This window comes from Croceicoccus sediminis (assembly GCF_007570835.1).
Lineage (GTDB): Bacteria > Pseudomonadota > Alphaproteobacteria > Sphingomonadales > Sphingomonadaceae > Croceicoccus > Croceicoccus sediminis.
In genome coordinates, this window is record NZ_SUNC01000002.1 from 405,014 (window position 1) to 420,231 (window position 15,218).

The window sequence follows — 15,218 nt, forward strand, 5'->3', positions numbered from 1 at the left end:
ATATGCGCAGGTGATGGACGAAGACGAAGCACGCGAACGGCTTAAGGCCCGGCTCGCCGAACTCGACGCGCAGGACCGCGCCGGCGAAGACGCGCGCGCGCCCGTCACGCTGCAACAGGACAGCGTTGGTCGCCTGTCGCGCATGGATGCGATGCAGGGGCAGGCGATGGCGCTTGCCACAAAGGCGCGCCACGATGCCGAGCGATTGCGTATCGCAGCCGCGCTGGAACGGCTGGCGGAAAGCGAATGGGGATGGTGCCTGACCTGCGGGGACGAAATCGCCGAAGGGCGGCTGCGTCACGATCCGTCGGTCGGTACTTGCGTGACGTGCGCATCCGGGGGTTGAACGATGGAACTGGTGCTTCCCACACTGGCGATGTTGCCGGAATACCGTGATGCGCTGGAACGCGGGTTTTCGCCGCACAACATCAATACCGAACGCGTTCGGCTGCAACAGCTGGCGCAGCTGGAAAACGACCCCGAAGGCCTGATCACCCTGATGGACGACCGCGAGGGCAAGGGACCGCCGATCGAGCAGGAGGATGGTTCGTTCAGGCCGCGCCTTCCCGGCATCACCCGCTGGATGTGGGAGGACGGCGCGTTTCTCGGCGCGATCAACTTGCGCTGGCAGAAGGGGACGAGCGCATTGCCCGAAGGTGTGCCGGGGCATATCGGCTATACCGTCGCGCGGTGGCATCGCGGTCACGGCTATGCCGCGCGCGCCCTGATCCTGATCTGCAAGGAGGCGCGGGACATCGGTTTGGAATATGTGGAACTGACGACGGAGGAGGGCAACATCGCCTCTCGCCGTACGATCGAGAAAGTGGGCGGCCGCATTGTCGGCACGTTCGCCGATGGCGACCGGCATCACCCCTGCGCCAACACGCTGCTATGGCGGATCGACCTGTGACCGACGCCTATCATCCGCCGGTCAAACGCTCGGTCGAGATCGCAGGTCACAAGACCTCGATCAGCCTGGAGCCTCTGTTCTGGGACATGCTGAAGGATGCCGCTGCCGATCAGGACATGTCGGTCAATGCGCTGGTCGGCAAAATCGATGCCGAACGTATCCGGAGCAGCACGCCGCCCGGCCTTGCCAGCGCGATCCGAGTCTGGCTTGTGACAGCCCGGCTGCCTTGACCGTCAAAACGGTTCGGCGGTGCCACAAACGAAAGAAGGGGCAGGTTTCCCCGCCCCTTGCTTGGTATTCGTGTGCGATCAGTAGGTCGCGGCCGGATCGCTGGCCGGGAAACTTTCGTCCAACGTTTCGTCCGTTTTCGACCAGGCCTTCGGCTTGTCGCGCATGGCAGCGGGGCCGGAGTCGCGGACCGGAGTGACTTCGTTCGACGGCGTGGCCTTGGGGCCATCGGCGTCGTAGGCGGCGGGGACGCCGCTGCGGTTCTGGTAATAACGATATCCGGCGTAACCGAGTGCGCCGAGAGCGGCCATCTTGATGAGACCCATGGGAATTCTCCTTGTTTCTTTGCCCTAAGAACGCACGGAGCCCCGGATTTGTTTCGAGAAAGTCCTGTTACAGGCCAACGGCCTTCAATGCCGCGTCCATCGCCCCTTCCAGACCGCCGCGCGGGCCCGCGCCCTTGCGGCCGGCCATTGGCGATTCTTCGACGATCAACATGCCCTCGCCATCCAGCACACGGTCCTTCAGCAATTGCTCGCGGCCAAGGAAATAGGGCCAGAACGTCTCCGTCCGGGCGACGGCATAGGCAAGGTCCGCGCTGAACCCGACGAGCTGGTCCTGACCGAAGATCCTGCCCGCCCCGGCCGGTTCCACGCGCACTCCGCGCCCGCCCTTGATGATCAGTCGGGCCGGGCCGTGAAAGACGAGGAAACGCAACTGCATCGTCAGCCATGCGTTGAGCGAGAACAGCCGCCAGTGGCTGGTGATGCGCAGCGGCTGGCCCTGTTTCTGCACCACGGCGGCCAAGGCGCGGGGGTGAAGGACGGCGGCGCCGTTGTCGGGCAGGGTGATCGCGGTGACTTCGGCAAAAGGATCGTGAACCGCCGAAATCGTGGTGACTTCGTCTGCCCCGCGAATACGGGTCAGGAACCAGAGCCCGCTAGCAAGGCTGGACAGCGGGTGGCGGGTGTCCAGCATCCACTGCGTCTCCTTTGCGCCGCGAACCGAACTGCTTTGCAGATAGTCCTGCCGGACCAGCAATTCCTCGTCCTTGTCCAGCGTAACGGAGATCGAAGTCTTGCTGGGATCGGCAGGCGGCATCGGTGCGCCGACCCCGCCGGGCACGGCGATGCGGATCGACGGGCGCCTTTCGGCCAGTGGCGCAAGGACGAACCAGAACAGCAGTCGGATCAGGTAGGGCGTGGCGATCAGCAATAGCAGTGCGAAGAACGCCTGCCACAGGATCGCGGTCATGCCCCAGTCGGTCCATTTCTTGCGGATTTGCGCGCGGGCTGATCCTTCTGCACCCTCGCGTTCGCGCGCCACCGCTTCGCGCAGCGTGGTGTCGGCGCTTTCCAGGCGTTCCTGCGACCATGCTCCGGCGCGGGCGGCGGCGGCACCGCCCCGGCGGGTTTCGTCGAGGATTTCCTTCACGCGGCCTGCCCGTGAAGCCAGCGCGGCCACGCCGGAACACTGCTCGTCGCGAATGGACCTCAGCCGTCTGCCCTGGCCGGTGATGCTGCCGAAAAAGCGGTCGAGTCCGCGGCGCGCCTCGTATCTGTCGACGCGCTCGGTCGCGGCATCGCAGGCCGCGGCGGCGCGGCGCCATTTCGCGTCCGCATCGCGCCACGCCCTGATCGCGGCGGTCATCATCGCGGCGCGGTCCAGCTGTGCCTCGGTCGCGGCGATCGATCGTTCCAGCCCGGCGATCTTGCGCGTGGCTACCGCGATTTCCAGCTCCAGCGTCTGGTCCGCGATGATCGCGTCACTGTCGGCCAGTGCGATGCTGGCGCGGCGTTTGAGGTCGGACCGGCGCTGCCCGATCAACGGTGCGCGTCCCGCCTTCGCCTCGGCCAGCATGCCTTGCAGCACTTCGACACTGCGCCCGCGTGCATCGGCCTCTGCCTCGCGCAGCGCGTTTTCACCCACTTCGCGCCGGGTCTCGATTTCGGTGAGCGCCTGTTCCAGTGCGTCGGCGCGCAGTTCCCGTTCCGCGCCGACCTGCCACGCGTTCCAGACCAGCAATGCGCCGATCAGCAGGATCCACAGCACGAAGTGACGTGCGATCCAGCCGATGACGAGTTTGAGAACCTGCACGCGTGTCAGACTACCCGGTCAGACCGGCGCGTAAAGGGCCGGATGAAGCCGTGCGTCAGTCCCCGCCGACGCGTTGGATGTTCGCGCCGACGAGACCGAGCTTTTCCTCGAGCCGTTCATATCCGCGGTCGAGGTGGTAGAGCCGGTGCACGACCGTTTCGCCCTCTGCCCGAAGCCCTGCGATTACAAGGCTCATCGAGGCGCGAAGGTCGGTCGCCATCACTTCGGCGCCGGTCAGTTTTTCGACCCCGTGGACGATGGCGGTGCGGCCCTGCGTTTCGATATGCGCGCCCATGCGGTTCAGTTCGGGCACGTGCATGTAGCGGTTTTCGAAGATCGTTTCGGTCAGCACGCTGGTCCCCTGCGCCATGCACAGAAGCGCCATCATCTGCGCCTGCATGTCGGTGGGAAAGCCGGGGTAAGGCGCGGTCGACAGGTTCACAGCCTTCAAGGGGCCGTCTGCATGGACGCGCACGCCGCCCTTCACTTCCTCGACGTGGACGCCCGCGTTGCGCAGGGCGTGGTTCGTCGCGCTCATGTCCTTCATGTTCGCGCCGATCAGCGTCACGTCACCGCCGGTGATCGCGGCGGCACAGGCGTAGGAGCCGGCCTCGATACGGTCGGGCATGACGCGGTAGGTCGCGCCGTGAAGCCGCTTTACGCCGTGGACGGTGATCAGCGATTCGCCGATGCCTTCGATCTCTGCGCCCATCGCGACGAGGAGGTTGCAAAGGTCCACGATTTCCGGCTCGCGCGCCGCGTTGTCGAGGCGGCTGGTGCCATTGGCGAGAACCGCCGCCATCAGTGCGTTTTCCGTCGCCCCGACCGATACGACCGGGAAAGAGAAATCGCCGCCCGGAAGGCCGCCGTCGGGCGCGTGGGCGCGGACATAGCCGCTGGTCAGCTCGATCGTCGCGCCGAACGCTTCCAGCGCCTTCAGGTGAAGGTCGATCGGGCGGTTGCCGATGGCGCAGCCGCCGGGCAGCGACACCGTCGCCTCGCCCGCGCGGCCCAGCAGCGGGCCGAGCACGAGGATCGAGGCGCGCATCTTGCGCACCAGTTCGTAGGGCGCGGTCGTGTTGGTAAGGCGCGGCGCCTGAAGCGTCATGACGCGGCCGAAATCTTCGGGGCGCGACCCGGCGATCGTGGTCGACACGCCGAACTGGTTCATCAGGTGCTGAAACCCGTCGATGTCGGCCAGACGCGGCAGGTTGCGCAGGGTCAGCGGTTCTTCGGTCAGCAGCGCGCAGGGCACCAGCGTAAGGGCCGCATTCTTCGCGCCGGAGATCGGCAGCGCGCCTTCAAGGCGCTTGCCGCCTTCGATGATAATCTTGTCCATTCCCCGCCTTTACCCCGTTTTGCGTAATGGGCAAGCAACCGCGCGAGAGCCATGCGGTTCCCCCCAAGTTTCGAACGGCAGGGCCATGCGCCCTTGAACCCGCCCCCATGCCATGCCTAGGTTGCAGTGCACCATTCGCGAACAATCACAGGGACGTCTGCCGACCTCATGAGCTCTTCTGAACGCAAGCCGATCCGCAAAGCCGTTTTCCCCGTCGCCGGTTTGGGAACCCGCTTCCTGCCCGCGACCAAGGCGATCCCGAAAGAGCTTCTTCCCGTCGTCGACCGCCCCCTGATCCAGTACGCCATCGACGAGGCGCGCGAGGCCGGGATCGAGCAGATGATCTTCGTCACCGGCCGTGGCAAGACCGCGCTGGTCGAGAATTTCGACATCGCGTTCGAGCTGGAACAGACCATGCAGGAACGCGGCAAGGACATGAGCCCGCTGGAAGACACGCGCTTCACGCCCGGCGACCTCATCACCGTGCGCCAGCAGGTCCCGCTGGGCCTTGGCCACGCGATCTGGTGCGCCCGCGCCGTCGTGGGCGACGAACCCTTCGCCATCCTGCTTCCCGATGAACTGATGTGGGGCAAGCCCAACTGCATGAAGCAGATGGTAGAGGCCTACAACGAGGTCGGCGGCAACCTGATCTCGGTGCTCGAGGTGCCGCACGAGGAAGTCTACAAATACGGCGTCATCACCCCGGGCGAGACAAAGGGCAACCTGACCGAGGTGAAAGGGCTGGTCGAAAAACCAGCGGTTGAAGACGCCCCTTCGAACAAGATCGTGTCGGGCCGCTACATCCTTCAGCCCGAAGTCATGCGCACGCTGGAAACGCAGGGAAAGGGCGCGGGCGGCGAAATCCAGCTGACCGATGCCATGGCCAGGATGATCGGCAACCAGCCGTTCCACGCCGTGACGTTCGAAGGCGAACGGTTCGACTGCGGATCGAAGCTCGGCTTTGTCGAGGCCACGCTGAAGCTCGCGCTGGAGCGTGAGGACATGGGCAAGGACGTCCGCGCCATTGCGGAGCGGCTTCTGGCCCAATGACCGTGCCGTGAGCGGGTCGGCGATCGGGCCAGCCATCGACCGCATGTAAAAACCGCGCGAAGCCGCTGCGGGTAATACCTAACGCCCTGTTTGCCATGGCTTTGTTTGCCAACGCCTAATCAGGCTGCCCGATCAAAGGCAGCAGGAGATAGAGGGCAATGGCAAACGACGCGGTCTGGGAGGACGTGAAGACCCCGCCCGGTCTGCTGGCGAATGTCGCTTTTTGCGCGGCGATGTTCGTGGTTTCGTTGATCCTGGCGGTCCTCAGCCTCGCAATCCCGCATGACGGCGTGCTGGCCGCGATGTGGCTGCCCAACGCGGTCATCCTCGCCGCCGTGCTTTCATCGCGCAGCCAGCTTCTGCCCGCCGCCCTTTTGGGGGCGGGCGCGGGCCTTTTGCTGGGAGAGATCGCAAGCCGGGTACCTCTTGACGCCAGCCTGATCCTGACGGGGGCCAATGTCGCGGAAGTCGCCGTGGCCGCGCTTCTGGTTCGCCGCTTGTGCGGAGAGCGGGTCGATTTCACCGATCCGGCCACGTTCTTCCGGTTCGTGGCCGCGATGACGGGCGGTGTCGTCGCTTCGTTCGCTATCGCCCTGGTCGCCGTTCCGGGTGCAGGGGCGCTTTTCGTGGCGCGGCATGCCAGCGGGCTGGTCTTCATCACACCGTTGACCATGGTTGCCATTTCCGCCTGGCGAAAGCGGGGGCAGGGGGGCAACCTCGTGCCGATTCCGGTTCTTGTCACTATCATCTTCGGCACGCTGGCGATCTTCTGGCAGTCGAGCTTCCCGTTCCTTTTCCTTGTCACCCCGCTCGTCGTTCTGGCGGGGATCAGCTCGGGCATGGGCGGCACGGCCTTCGTGCTGGTCCTCATGGCCACGATCGGGACCGCGGCCACTGCGGTCGGCAGCGGCCCGATGACGCTGACCCGCGGGGAGCCCGGACTGCAGTTCGTGACGCTGCAACTGTTTCTCGCTTCGCTGACGCTGGTCGGCCTGCCGCTTGCCGGGTTGATCGAGCGCGGGATACGCGATCGTGAGGAACTGCGCCGGAGCCGGGACGAAAAGCGCAGCCTGCTCGACAATATCGACGAAGTCATTTTCTCCATCGCCAACGATGGGGCGTGGCTGACCCTGAATGCCGCGTGGGATCGGATCACCGGGCGGCGCCGGGAGACATCGATCGGCGAACCTTACGACCAGTTCCTCCCCCCGGCGGAAAGGGCGCGCATCGGGCAGGAGATGGCAAAGCTTCGCGCCGGGCTGATCACGGTGCTGCATATCGAACTGGCCTTCGAACGCCCCGACGGAGAGGAGCGATACGTCCAGATGCGCATGCGATGCACCCGCGATGACGCAGGACGTACGCAAGGGGTGATCGGCCACATGCGGGACGTGTCGGACGAGGCGACGGGGCGTATCGCGCTGGAGGCGAGCGAGAGGAAATTCGCGACGCTGGCCGAACTGGCGCCGGCGGGCCTGTTCCTGACGAATGCCCGCGGCGAATGCACGTGGGTCAACCGGTCATGGCAGGAATCGACCGGAATGCTGGGCGAGGAATGGCGCGGCCATGGGTGGGCCGATGCGGTCCATCCCGACGATTTCGACCGTGTCTATTACGGGTGGATGGCCGCGACGTCGGCGCGCAGCACCTTTACCGACACGTGGCGCTGGCTGCGCCCGGACGGTTCCGTGGTCTGGCTGACGTGTGCAGCCGCGCCGCAGTTCGATTCAGAAGGGCGGCTTACAGGCCATATCGGGATCAATATGGACATAACCGAAGTGCGCCTGGCCGAAGCCGAGCTGGCCGAGAGAGAGCGGCAGATCAAGACGATCACCGACAATGTCCGCGATGCGCTGTTCATGGTGAAGGCCGACGGCACCTGCAATTATGCATCGCCCTACGCCGGGGCCATGTTCGACCGCGAACCCGAATCGCTGATCGACCGGCCCTTTGCGGCCCTGTTCGGAAAAGACGCCCATGCCGCGATCGATCAGCGTCTTCGCCCCTTGTGGAGCGGGGAGGAGCGCAGCTGTGCTTTCCAGTTCCGCATGGACGAAAGCGCGGGCGGACGCTGGATGGATGCCCACCTTTCCGCCGTTCCAGGCGATGACGGGGTGCATTCCATCGTCGCATCGGTGCGCGACATATCCGAGGCGAAACAGCTTGAATCCGACCTGACCACGGCCCGGCGCAAGGCGGAGCATGCCGCCCAGGCCAAGGCCGCGTTCCTGGCCAACATGAGCCACGAGATCCGCACGCCCATGAACGGGGTGATCGGCTTTACCGACCTCCTGCTGCAATCCGATCTCAACGCCACGCAACACCGCCATGCGCAGCTGATCGCCGATTCGGGGCGGGCGATGATGCGGCTTTTGAACGACATCCTCGACATGTCGAAGATCGATTCGGGCAAACTGACCCTTGTCCCTGCTCCTGTGGACCTGCGCGCCAAAGTGGCAACTTGCGTCAGCCTGCTGCAACCCGTCGCCGACAATGCCGGTATCGCGATCGAATCCCGTGTGGACAACGATGTGCCCGCGCGACTTCTGGGTGACCCGCTGCGCCTGCGCCAGATCCTGCTGAACCTGATTGGCAATGCCGTGAAGTTCACGGAAAGAGGGCAGGTTTCCGTCCATGCGCGGACCGAGCCGGGGCCTGATGGCCGGATTCTGGCCATCAGCGTTGCCGACACCGGCATCGGCATCGCGCCCGAGCGGCTGAGCGCCATCTTCGAACATTTCCGCCAAGCCGACGTATCCATTGCGCGCAAATATGGCGGGACAGGGCTTGGTCTGGCGATTTCCAACCAGCTCGCGCGGCTCATGGGCGGGAAAATCGACGTGGTGTCCGAACTGGACGAAGGCACGACTTTCACCGTCAGGATTCCCCTGCTGCGGGCACAGGCAGAGGATGGCGCGACGCCAACGGCAGACGTCTTGGACAAGAAGGTCGCGCCGGTTACCGCGCCACTGCCCGCCCTGCGGCAGCGGCTTGGCGAACGACCCCGCGTCCTTGTTGCAGAGGACAACGATATCAACCAGGAACTGGTCCTCGCCATGGCGCGCAACGCCGGGCTCGACCCCGATCTTGCATCGGAGGGGAGTGAAGCGATCGCCATGGTCAAGGCGGCCCACGCGCAAGGGCGGCCCTATCGCATGGTCCTGATGGATATGCAGATGCCGGGCGTGGACGGGCTGGAAGCGACCCGTCGGCTCAGACAGGCCGGTTTCGAACCCGACATGCTGCCGATCGTGGCGCTGACCGCGAACTGCTTTGCCGAAGACATCGCCGCCTGCCACGAGGCCGGGATGCAGGGGCACTTGGCGAAACCGTTGCAGATGCCGGCGCTGTCACAGGCCGTGCAAACTTATCTTGCGCCCGAACGCGATTCCGGTGCCGAGGCGAAAACGGAAGTGGTCGAGGCCGTCATCGAAGAGGCGGACCCGCTTGCGGTTCGTTACCGCGAACGCAAGGGCAAGCTGCTGTCCGAACTGGCCGAAGTCGCCGCGGGGCAGGGTGAGGCGCAGTGGGACGTTCTTGCCATGCAGTTGCACAAGCTGGCCGGAACCGCGGGCTATTTCGGCGAATCGCGGCTGGGCGAACTGGCCCGCTCGCTCGAAGATCGGCTGCGGTCTGCCGAAGATGCGAACGCGCGGCTGGCGCTGCTCAGGTCCGAATGGGAAACGATGAAGAAGGTCGCCTGACCACCACGGATGCCGACCCAGCCAACGCCCCCCGATGCAATGCCTGACCTGAAACGGCAGCGGCCCGGCACTCTGGTCTGAGTGCCGGGCCGCTTGGTCCCGGATATCGGGAGATTACCGTTTTAGTCTTCCGGACCGCCGGCGCCCAGTCCGTTGGCATCGGCAAAAGCCTGCTGGAACGTGTCGCGGTTCAGATAGGGTTCCGGATCGACGGGCTCACCCGCGATGCGGACTTCGTAGTGCAGGTGCGGCCCGGTGGAACGGCCGGTCGAGCCGACCCAGCCGATCAGGTCGCCCTTTTTCACTTCCTGGTCGGGGCGCACGTTCATGCGCGACATGTGACCATAGCGGGTTTCGATGTCGCCGCCGTGTTCGATCTGAACGTAATTGCCATAGCCGCCGTACCACTGCGCCATTTCGACGCGGCCATCGGCGGTGGCGTAGATCGGCGTGCCGGTCGGCGCAGCCATGTCGAGGCCATTGTGGTTCTTGCGGCGGCCCGTCACCGGGTGGATACGCGAACCGAACGAGCTGGAATAGCGCGAACCTTCGACCGGGAGGCGCGACGGGATCGACGCGACAGTGGCGGTTGCGGGGGTTGCGATGCCGACCTTGGCTTCCTGAGCCTCGGTCTTCTTCCAGCTGGCGAAAAGCTGCTTGAACTTCGCGTCGCTCTCGCCACGCTCTGCGTTTTCGCGGACGGGCGCCTTGACGTCCGCACTGGCCGAGGCACTGGCGTTGGCAAGAGCCGGAGCGGGAGCCATCGCCATCGCGGCGAGGCCGACCGTTCCGAGCGCGATCGCCCGCCCAGCCTTGAGTGCAGAAATCCGAATTACGTCCGTCATGCCAAGTCCTTCGTTATCTCGGCGCTTCCGACCCCCTTTGAAGGATACGAATTACGCCGGGTGACCCCCTCGGCACGGCAGGCGTGATGTCCGTCACAGTCCTGCCGCGATAATTTTTGTAGAGAACGTCGGAACCCTCCCGTCGCCTCGTGAGTATTGGTTACGGGGGTAAAGGTTAACTAGACAATACCTGTGCGGTACTCCCGCGACAGACCGGCTGCCTCACGCGCCGAGTCGTTGAACGGTGGCTTCAAGCGACCGCCAAAATGCCTCTCGACCAGATTTCTCCAGCTTTCTTGCGGATTTTCGTCTCTGGCACGGCACAGTTCGTCGAAGTGCTTGGTTCCGAACCGCACGTGGCGAATCTCGTCGTCAAGGATTCGTTCGAGGATTCGCGCCCCGTTTTCGTCCCCCTGCGACCGCACCCGTTCCAGCATTGCGGGCGTTACGTCCAGGCCGCGCGCTTCCAGAACCATCGGTACCACCGCCAGTCTTGCCGCGACGTCGTGCCGGGTGTCCTGCGCGGCCTGCCAAAGGCCGGCGTGGGCGGGCAGGGCGCCGTAATGGCTGCCCATCGCATGCAACTTCCGGTCGATCAGCGCGAAGTGCATCGCCTCGTCCGCGGCGACGGACAGGAAGTCATCGACGAAGGCCTCTCCCATCGATTCGCCGAATCGGCCCGCCATGTCGAGCGCGAGGTCGATCGCGACGAATTCGATGTGCGCCACCGCGTGCCACAGGGCGATTCGCCCGCGCTCCGACCCGCCTTTGCGGCGTTTCGGCATCTGGTTGGGCGGCAGCAGTTCGGGCCTGTCCGGGCGCGCCGGTTCATCCGGCATGTCGCAATCGAACACGAAAGCCAGCCGCCCCAGCCGCCAATCGCGTACCAGCTTGCGGGTGGCCATGGCCTTTGCGCGCGGATCGCCCGTCAGCAGGGCATCGCGGATCGCCGACGACAGGGAAGGCAGGTTGTCAGGCATGGTACTCGCAGGTCAGAGCGCCTTTGCCGCCTCCAGCACCGCCTCGGCATGGCCTTTGACGCGCACTTTGCGCCACACTTGCGCGATCTTGCCGTCGGGGCCGACGAGGAAGGTCGAACGCTCGATCCCCATGTATGTGCGGCCGTAGTTCTTCTTCTCGGTCCAGACGCCCAGCGCGTCGGTAACGCCGTGTTCGACCGGATCGGAGGCGATGGGAACGGTCAGTTCGTGTTTGTCGATGAACTTCTGCTGCGCGGCGGGCTTGTCCTTGCTCGCCCCCAGAACTGCGGTTCCGGCCTTTTCGAATTCGGGCAGGAGCGCGGAAAAGTCCTTCGCCTCGGTCGTGCAGCCCGGCGTGTTCGCCTTGGGATAGAAGAACACGACGACCTTCCTGCCCGTGAAGTCGGAAATAGAGACGGCGCCGCCATCGGGCGTTTCCATCGCGATGTCGGGAAAGGCATCGCCAACGTCGGGGCGGGTGTCGGTCATGGTCAAAGCTCCAGTGTCTGGCCGAAAGTCTCGGCCCAGGCCCCTGCCACTTCGGCGCGGGCCTTGTCGAGGGCGGATAGCAGCGCCTCCCAGCTGTCCTGACGGCAGGCGGCGGCCAGCACGTCGCGCGCGGCAGGCGGAGGCAGTTTGGTGTCGGGAGAGACGAGCCGCAGCGTGACCAGCATCCGGGTCAAAAGGTCGCGCGCCTCGCCCAGCGATTCGGGGACGTGGCCTGCCGCGCCCAGACAGCGGATCGCCTTGCCAAGGTTGGGATCGTGGCATGTGCCGGTGCGCAGCTGGTGATAGTGGGTCAGGAACTCCAGATCGACCAGCCCGCCGCGTTGCAGCTTGATGTCCAGCGGACCGCGCGGGGGTTTGTGCGCCGCCATGTCGCCGCGCATCTTCAACACGTCGGCGCACAAGGCTTCTTCATCGCGCGTGCGCGTGAGGACCGTGCGGACGACTTCGGCCACGGCTTCGCGCGCCTCTGCCGGGCCGTGCAGGACGCGGGCGCGCATCAGGGCCATATGCTCCCACGTCCATGCCGATTCGGCCTGATAGCGGGCGAAGCTGTCGATGCTGACGGCCAGAAGCCCCTGCGTTCCCGACGGGCGCAGGCGGGTGTCGACTTCGAACAGCGCGCCCTCTGCCGTTGGCACGGTCAGTGCGCCAGTCACGCGCTGGGCCAGGCGGTTGAAATACTGCGTCGCGCCCAGCGGGCGTTCGCCGTCGCTTTCCCCTTCGAAGTCCCCAGTGAACAGGTAGACGATGTCGAGGTCCGAGGCATGGGTCAGCGACCCGCCGCCCAGCCGTCCGAGACCCAGCACGACCAGCGCCTCATCCCCGATTTGCCCGTGTTTCAATGCGAATTCGCGCGAAGCGGCCTCTGCGCAGACCGTGATCGCGGCTTCTGCAACGCGCGACAGGGCCGCCGCGATGTCGAGCGGATCGTGCGCGTTGTCGATCAGCTGCACGCCAAGGGCGAAGCGCACGTCGCCGACTTCACGCCTGACGCGGTCCAGCACGGCTTCGTAGTCGTCATCCTCGCCGCGCATGTCCGCGACCAGCGTGGCGACATCGCCCGGCAGGTCGAATGCCGTGCGGTCGATCATCGTGTCGAGCAGGTCGCCGCGCCGCCCCAGCGCATCGGCAAGGCTGGGCGACAGGGCCAGCACGCGGGCCAGCGTTTCCAGCAGGGCGGGCCGCGCCTCCAGCAAGTGGAAGATGTTGATGGCCGACGGCAGCCGCGCCAGCATCTGTTCCCACCGGGTCAGCGCGCGTTCGGGCTCCGGCGCCTTGGCCAACGCCTCCAGCAATTGCGGGCGGATCGCGCCAAAGGCCTGCCGCGCGGCATCGGAACGCAGGCACTTCACGCGCCCCGCTTCCCAACCGCCGATGCGTTCGGCTAATGCGCCGGGGTCCGAAAAGCCCAGCTCCTCCAGCCGTTCTTCGGCCACGGGTTGCGGTTTCGGTGCTGAAACCTTGCCGCCGTGTGCTTCGACCAGCCGGTCGAAACGGGTGCGCACCTTTTTGCACAGCACGTCCAGTTCGGCGATCAGCGCCGCGCCATCGGCCAGCCCGTCCAGCTGGGCCACGTGGTCCAGAGCCTCTCCGCCGGGCAGCATATGCGTCTGCCGGTCGTTCACCATCTGCAGGCGGTGTTCGATCTCGCGCAGGCGGTCATAGCTTTCGCCCATGACGATTGCGTCTTCGGCGGCGATGATCTGCGCAGCGGCCAGTGCGTCGAGCGCGGCGCGGGTGCCGGAACAGCGCAGCGAGGGATCGCGCCCGCCGTGGATCAACTGGTGCGTCTGGGCGAAGAACTCCACTTCGCGAATGCCGCCGCGCCCTTTCTTCACGTCGAATCCGGGGCCGGGCCGCTGCGGTCCGTCGTGGTCGTCGCGGATACGGTGAACCAGCCGCCCGACCTCGGAAATCGCGCCGAAATCCAGCGACTTCCGCCAGACGAAGGGGCGGATATGGGCGAGGAACTCACGACCTGCCTCGATATCGCCCGCGACCGATTTGGCGCGGATGAAGGCGGCGCGTTCCCAGGCAAGGGCGCTGCTTTCGTAATGGGTCAGCGCCGCATCGAAACTGATCGCCAGCGGGCTGACCTCGCTTGCCGGACGCAGGCGCAGGTCGGTGCGGAACACATATCCTTCCGCGGTTTGCGCGCCCATTGTCTGCACCACGCGGCGCGCGGCCATCTGCGCAGCCTCGCCCGGTTCGTCCCGCTCTCGCCGGGGCAGGCGGGCCGGATCGTAGAGCAGGATGGGATCGATGTCGGAGGAATAGTTCAGCTCGCCCGCGCCGTGCTTGCCCAGCGCCAGTGCGGTCATGCCCGTGTTCTCGGCCCCCGGCATGCGGTGCGCGATCGCTTCCCCGATCGCGGCATGAAGCGCGCGGCTGGCGAAATCGGACAGTTCGCCCGTGACTTTCAGCAGCGGGAAAGCGCCCGCAAGGTCACCGATGGCCAAAACCAGTGCCAGAGCGCGCTTTTCCCGGCGCAGCGCCGCGCCCACGTCAGGCGCCCCTTCGCCCGCTTGTTTCGCAAGGTCTAGCGCCGCTTCGCCGTCGCCGTTGGTCAGCATCTCTTCCAGATTGGACCTGCGCGAAAGCAGGTCTTCCAGAAACGGTGCATGTGCCTTGGCGCGGGCGATCGCGCCGGTCCAGTCGGGGTCGGTATGCCTCTCCATGAAACACGGGATGGGACCGCGCGGCCCCGATGGCAAGATGGCTGGCCAAGAAGCGCATGACGCGCCCGCCGATTGCAACAGTGGTGACAGGCCCCCCTGCTAAATGTAATAGGCGCCTCGAACCCGAACCGACTTTCAGGAAAGGCCTGTTCCGCGATGCAGAAGCTCTACCCCGACGCCAAGACCGCTCTCGAAGGTTTGCTGAAGGACGACATACTTGTCGCCAGCGGGGGCTTTGGCCTTTGCGGTATTCCCGAACGCCTGATCGATGCCGTGGTCGAAAGCGGCGTGAAGGGGCTGACCGTCGCGTCGAACAATGCCGGTATCGACAACGAAGGCCTCGGCAAGCTGCTGCGTACCAAGCAGATCCGGAAAATGATCAGCTCCTACGTCGGCGAGAACAAGGAATTCGAACGCCAGTTCCTTGCCGGAGAGCTGGAGGTGGAATTCTGCCCGCAGGGCACGCTGGCCGAACGCATGCGCGCAGGCGGTGCGGGCATTCCCGGTTTCTACACCAAGACCGGCGTCGGCACACAGGTTGCCGAGGGCAAGGAAGTGAAGACCTTCGATGGTCGGAACGGTCCTGAGGATTACATCCTTGAAAAGGGCATCTTCGCTGACATTTCGTTGGTGAAGGCGTGGAAGGCGGATGAAAGCGGCAACCTGGTGTTCCGCAAGACCGCGCGCAACTTCAACCTTCCGGCTGCGACTTGCGGCAAGGTCTGTGTCGTCGAAGTGGAAGAGATCGTGCCGACCGGCAGTCTCGACCCCGACTGCATCCACCTGCCGGGCGTCTATGTCCAGCGCATGATCGTCGGCGCACCCTACGACAAGAAGATCGAGTTCCGCACCGTGCGCGAGCGCGAGCCGGCCTGAT

General features: G+C 65.3%; 13 protein-coding genes. 6 read left to right on the forward strand and 7 right to left on the reverse strand.

Annotated features, from left to right (window positions below):
- Window positions 1-13: 13 nt before the first annotated feature.
- From FAX90_RS10030 to FAX90_RS10040, 3 genes are read left to right on the forward strand one after another with little or no spacing between them, the layout of a single operon-like run.
- Window positions 14-346 carry a TraR/DksA family transcriptional regulator gene (locus FAX90_RS10030; protein WP_144097243.1) on the forward strand — a complete coding sequence of 111 codons (333 nt, stop codon included), beginning with the start codon at window positions 14-16 and terminating at the stop codon, window positions 344-346.
- A gap of 3 nt (window positions 347-349) precedes the next feature.
- A complete protein-coding gene (locus FAX90_RS10035; protein WP_144097244.1) occupies window positions 350-910 on the forward strand; it encodes a GNAT family N-acetyltransferase in 561 nt (186 codons plus the stop codon).
- Complete coding sequence (locus FAX90_RS10040; protein ID WP_420810972.1) at window positions 892-1,140, forward strand: ribbon-helix-helix domain-containing protein; 249 nt, start codon at window positions 892-894, stop codon at window positions 1,138-1,140. Before FAX90_RS10035 ends, FAX90_RS10040 begins: the two co-directional genes overlap by 19 nt.
- 78 nt (window positions 1,141-1,218) lie before the next feature.
- Here FAX90_RS10040 and FAX90_RS10045 read toward each other — a convergent pair whose 3' ends face one another.
- The 3 genes from FAX90_RS10045 to murA form a co-directional block, all read right to left on the reverse strand.
- Window positions 1,219-1,464: a hypothetical protein gene (locus FAX90_RS10045; RefSeq protein ID WP_144097245.1), complete on the reverse strand. Its 246-nt coding sequence runs from the start codon at window positions 1,462-1,464 to the stop codon at window positions 1,219-1,221.
- 67 nt (window positions 1,465-1,531) lie between these two features.
- On the reverse strand, window positions 1,532-3,235 hold the full coding sequence (locus FAX90_RS10050) for a coiled-coil domain-containing protein (protein WP_144097246.1): 1,704 nt from the start codon (window positions 3,233-3,235) through the stop codon (window positions 1,532-1,534).
- 55 nt (window positions 3,236-3,290) lie between these two features.
- The gene (gene murA / locus FAX90_RS10055; protein ID WP_144097247.1) at window positions 3,291-4,574 is read right to left on the reverse strand and encodes a UDP-N-acetylglucosamine 1-carboxyvinyltransferase; all 1,284 of its coding nucleotides are present in this window, start codon (window positions 4,572-4,574) and stop codon (window positions 3,291-3,293) included.
- A gap of 168 nt (window positions 4,575-4,742) precedes the next feature.
- On the opposite strand from murA, the gene FAX90_RS10060 reads away from it, so the two are divergent.
- Both FAX90_RS10060 and FAX90_RS10065 read left to right on the forward strand, forming a co-directional pair.
- Window positions 4,743-5,624, forward strand: coding sequence for a UTP--glucose-1-phosphate uridylyltransferase (locus FAX90_RS10060; protein WP_144097248.1), 882 nt, complete (start codon window positions 4,743-4,745; stop codon window positions 5,622-5,624).
- 158 nt (window positions 5,625-5,782) lie between these two features.
- Window positions 5,783-9,328: a PAS domain S-box protein gene (locus tag FAX90_RS10065; protein WP_144097249.1), complete on the forward strand. Its 3,546-nt coding sequence runs from the start codon at window positions 5,783-5,785 to the stop codon at window positions 9,326-9,328.
- Window positions 9,329-9,450: 122 nt separating this feature from the next.
- On the opposite strand, the gene FAX90_RS10070 is transcribed toward FAX90_RS10065, so the two are convergent.
- From FAX90_RS10070 to glnE, 4 genes are all read right to left on the reverse strand, one after another.
- A complete protein-coding gene (locus FAX90_RS10070) occupies window positions 9,451-10,173 on the reverse strand; it encodes a M23 family metallopeptidase (protein ID WP_144097250.1) in 723 nt (240 codons plus the stop codon).
- 179 nt (window positions 10,174-10,352) lie between these two features.
- Window positions 10,353-11,153 carry a ferritin-like domain-containing protein gene (locus tag FAX90_RS10075; protein WP_144097251.1) on the reverse strand — a complete coding sequence of 267 codons (801 nt, stop codon included), beginning with the start codon at window positions 11,151-11,153 and terminating at the stop codon, window positions 10,353-10,355.
- Between the two features lie 12 nt (window positions 11,154-11,165).
- The gene (locus tag FAX90_RS10080; RefSeq protein ID WP_144097252.1) at window positions 11,166-11,642 is read right to left on the reverse strand and encodes a peroxiredoxin; all 477 of its coding nucleotides are present in this window, start codon (window positions 11,640-11,642) and stop codon (window positions 11,166-11,168) included.
- 2 nt (window positions 11,643-11,644) lie between these two features.
- Window positions 11,645-14,341 carry a bifunctional [glutamate--ammonia ligase]-adenylyl-L-tyrosine phosphorylase/[glutamate--ammonia-ligase] adenylyltransferase gene (gene glnE / locus FAX90_RS10085; protein ID WP_144097253.1) on the reverse strand — a complete coding sequence of 899 codons (2,697 nt, stop codon included), beginning with the start codon at window positions 14,339-14,341 and terminating at the stop codon, window positions 11,645-11,647.
- 156 nt (window positions 14,342-14,497) lie between these two features.
- On the opposite strand from glnE, the gene FAX90_RS10090 reads away from it, so the two are divergent.
- Window positions 14,498-15,217 (forward strand): CoA transferase subunit A, encoded by a 720-nt coding sequence (locus FAX90_RS10090; protein ID WP_144097254.1) that lies wholly within the window; start codon window positions 14,498-14,500, stop codon window positions 15,215-15,217.
- Window position 15,218 lies beyond the last annotated feature (1 nt).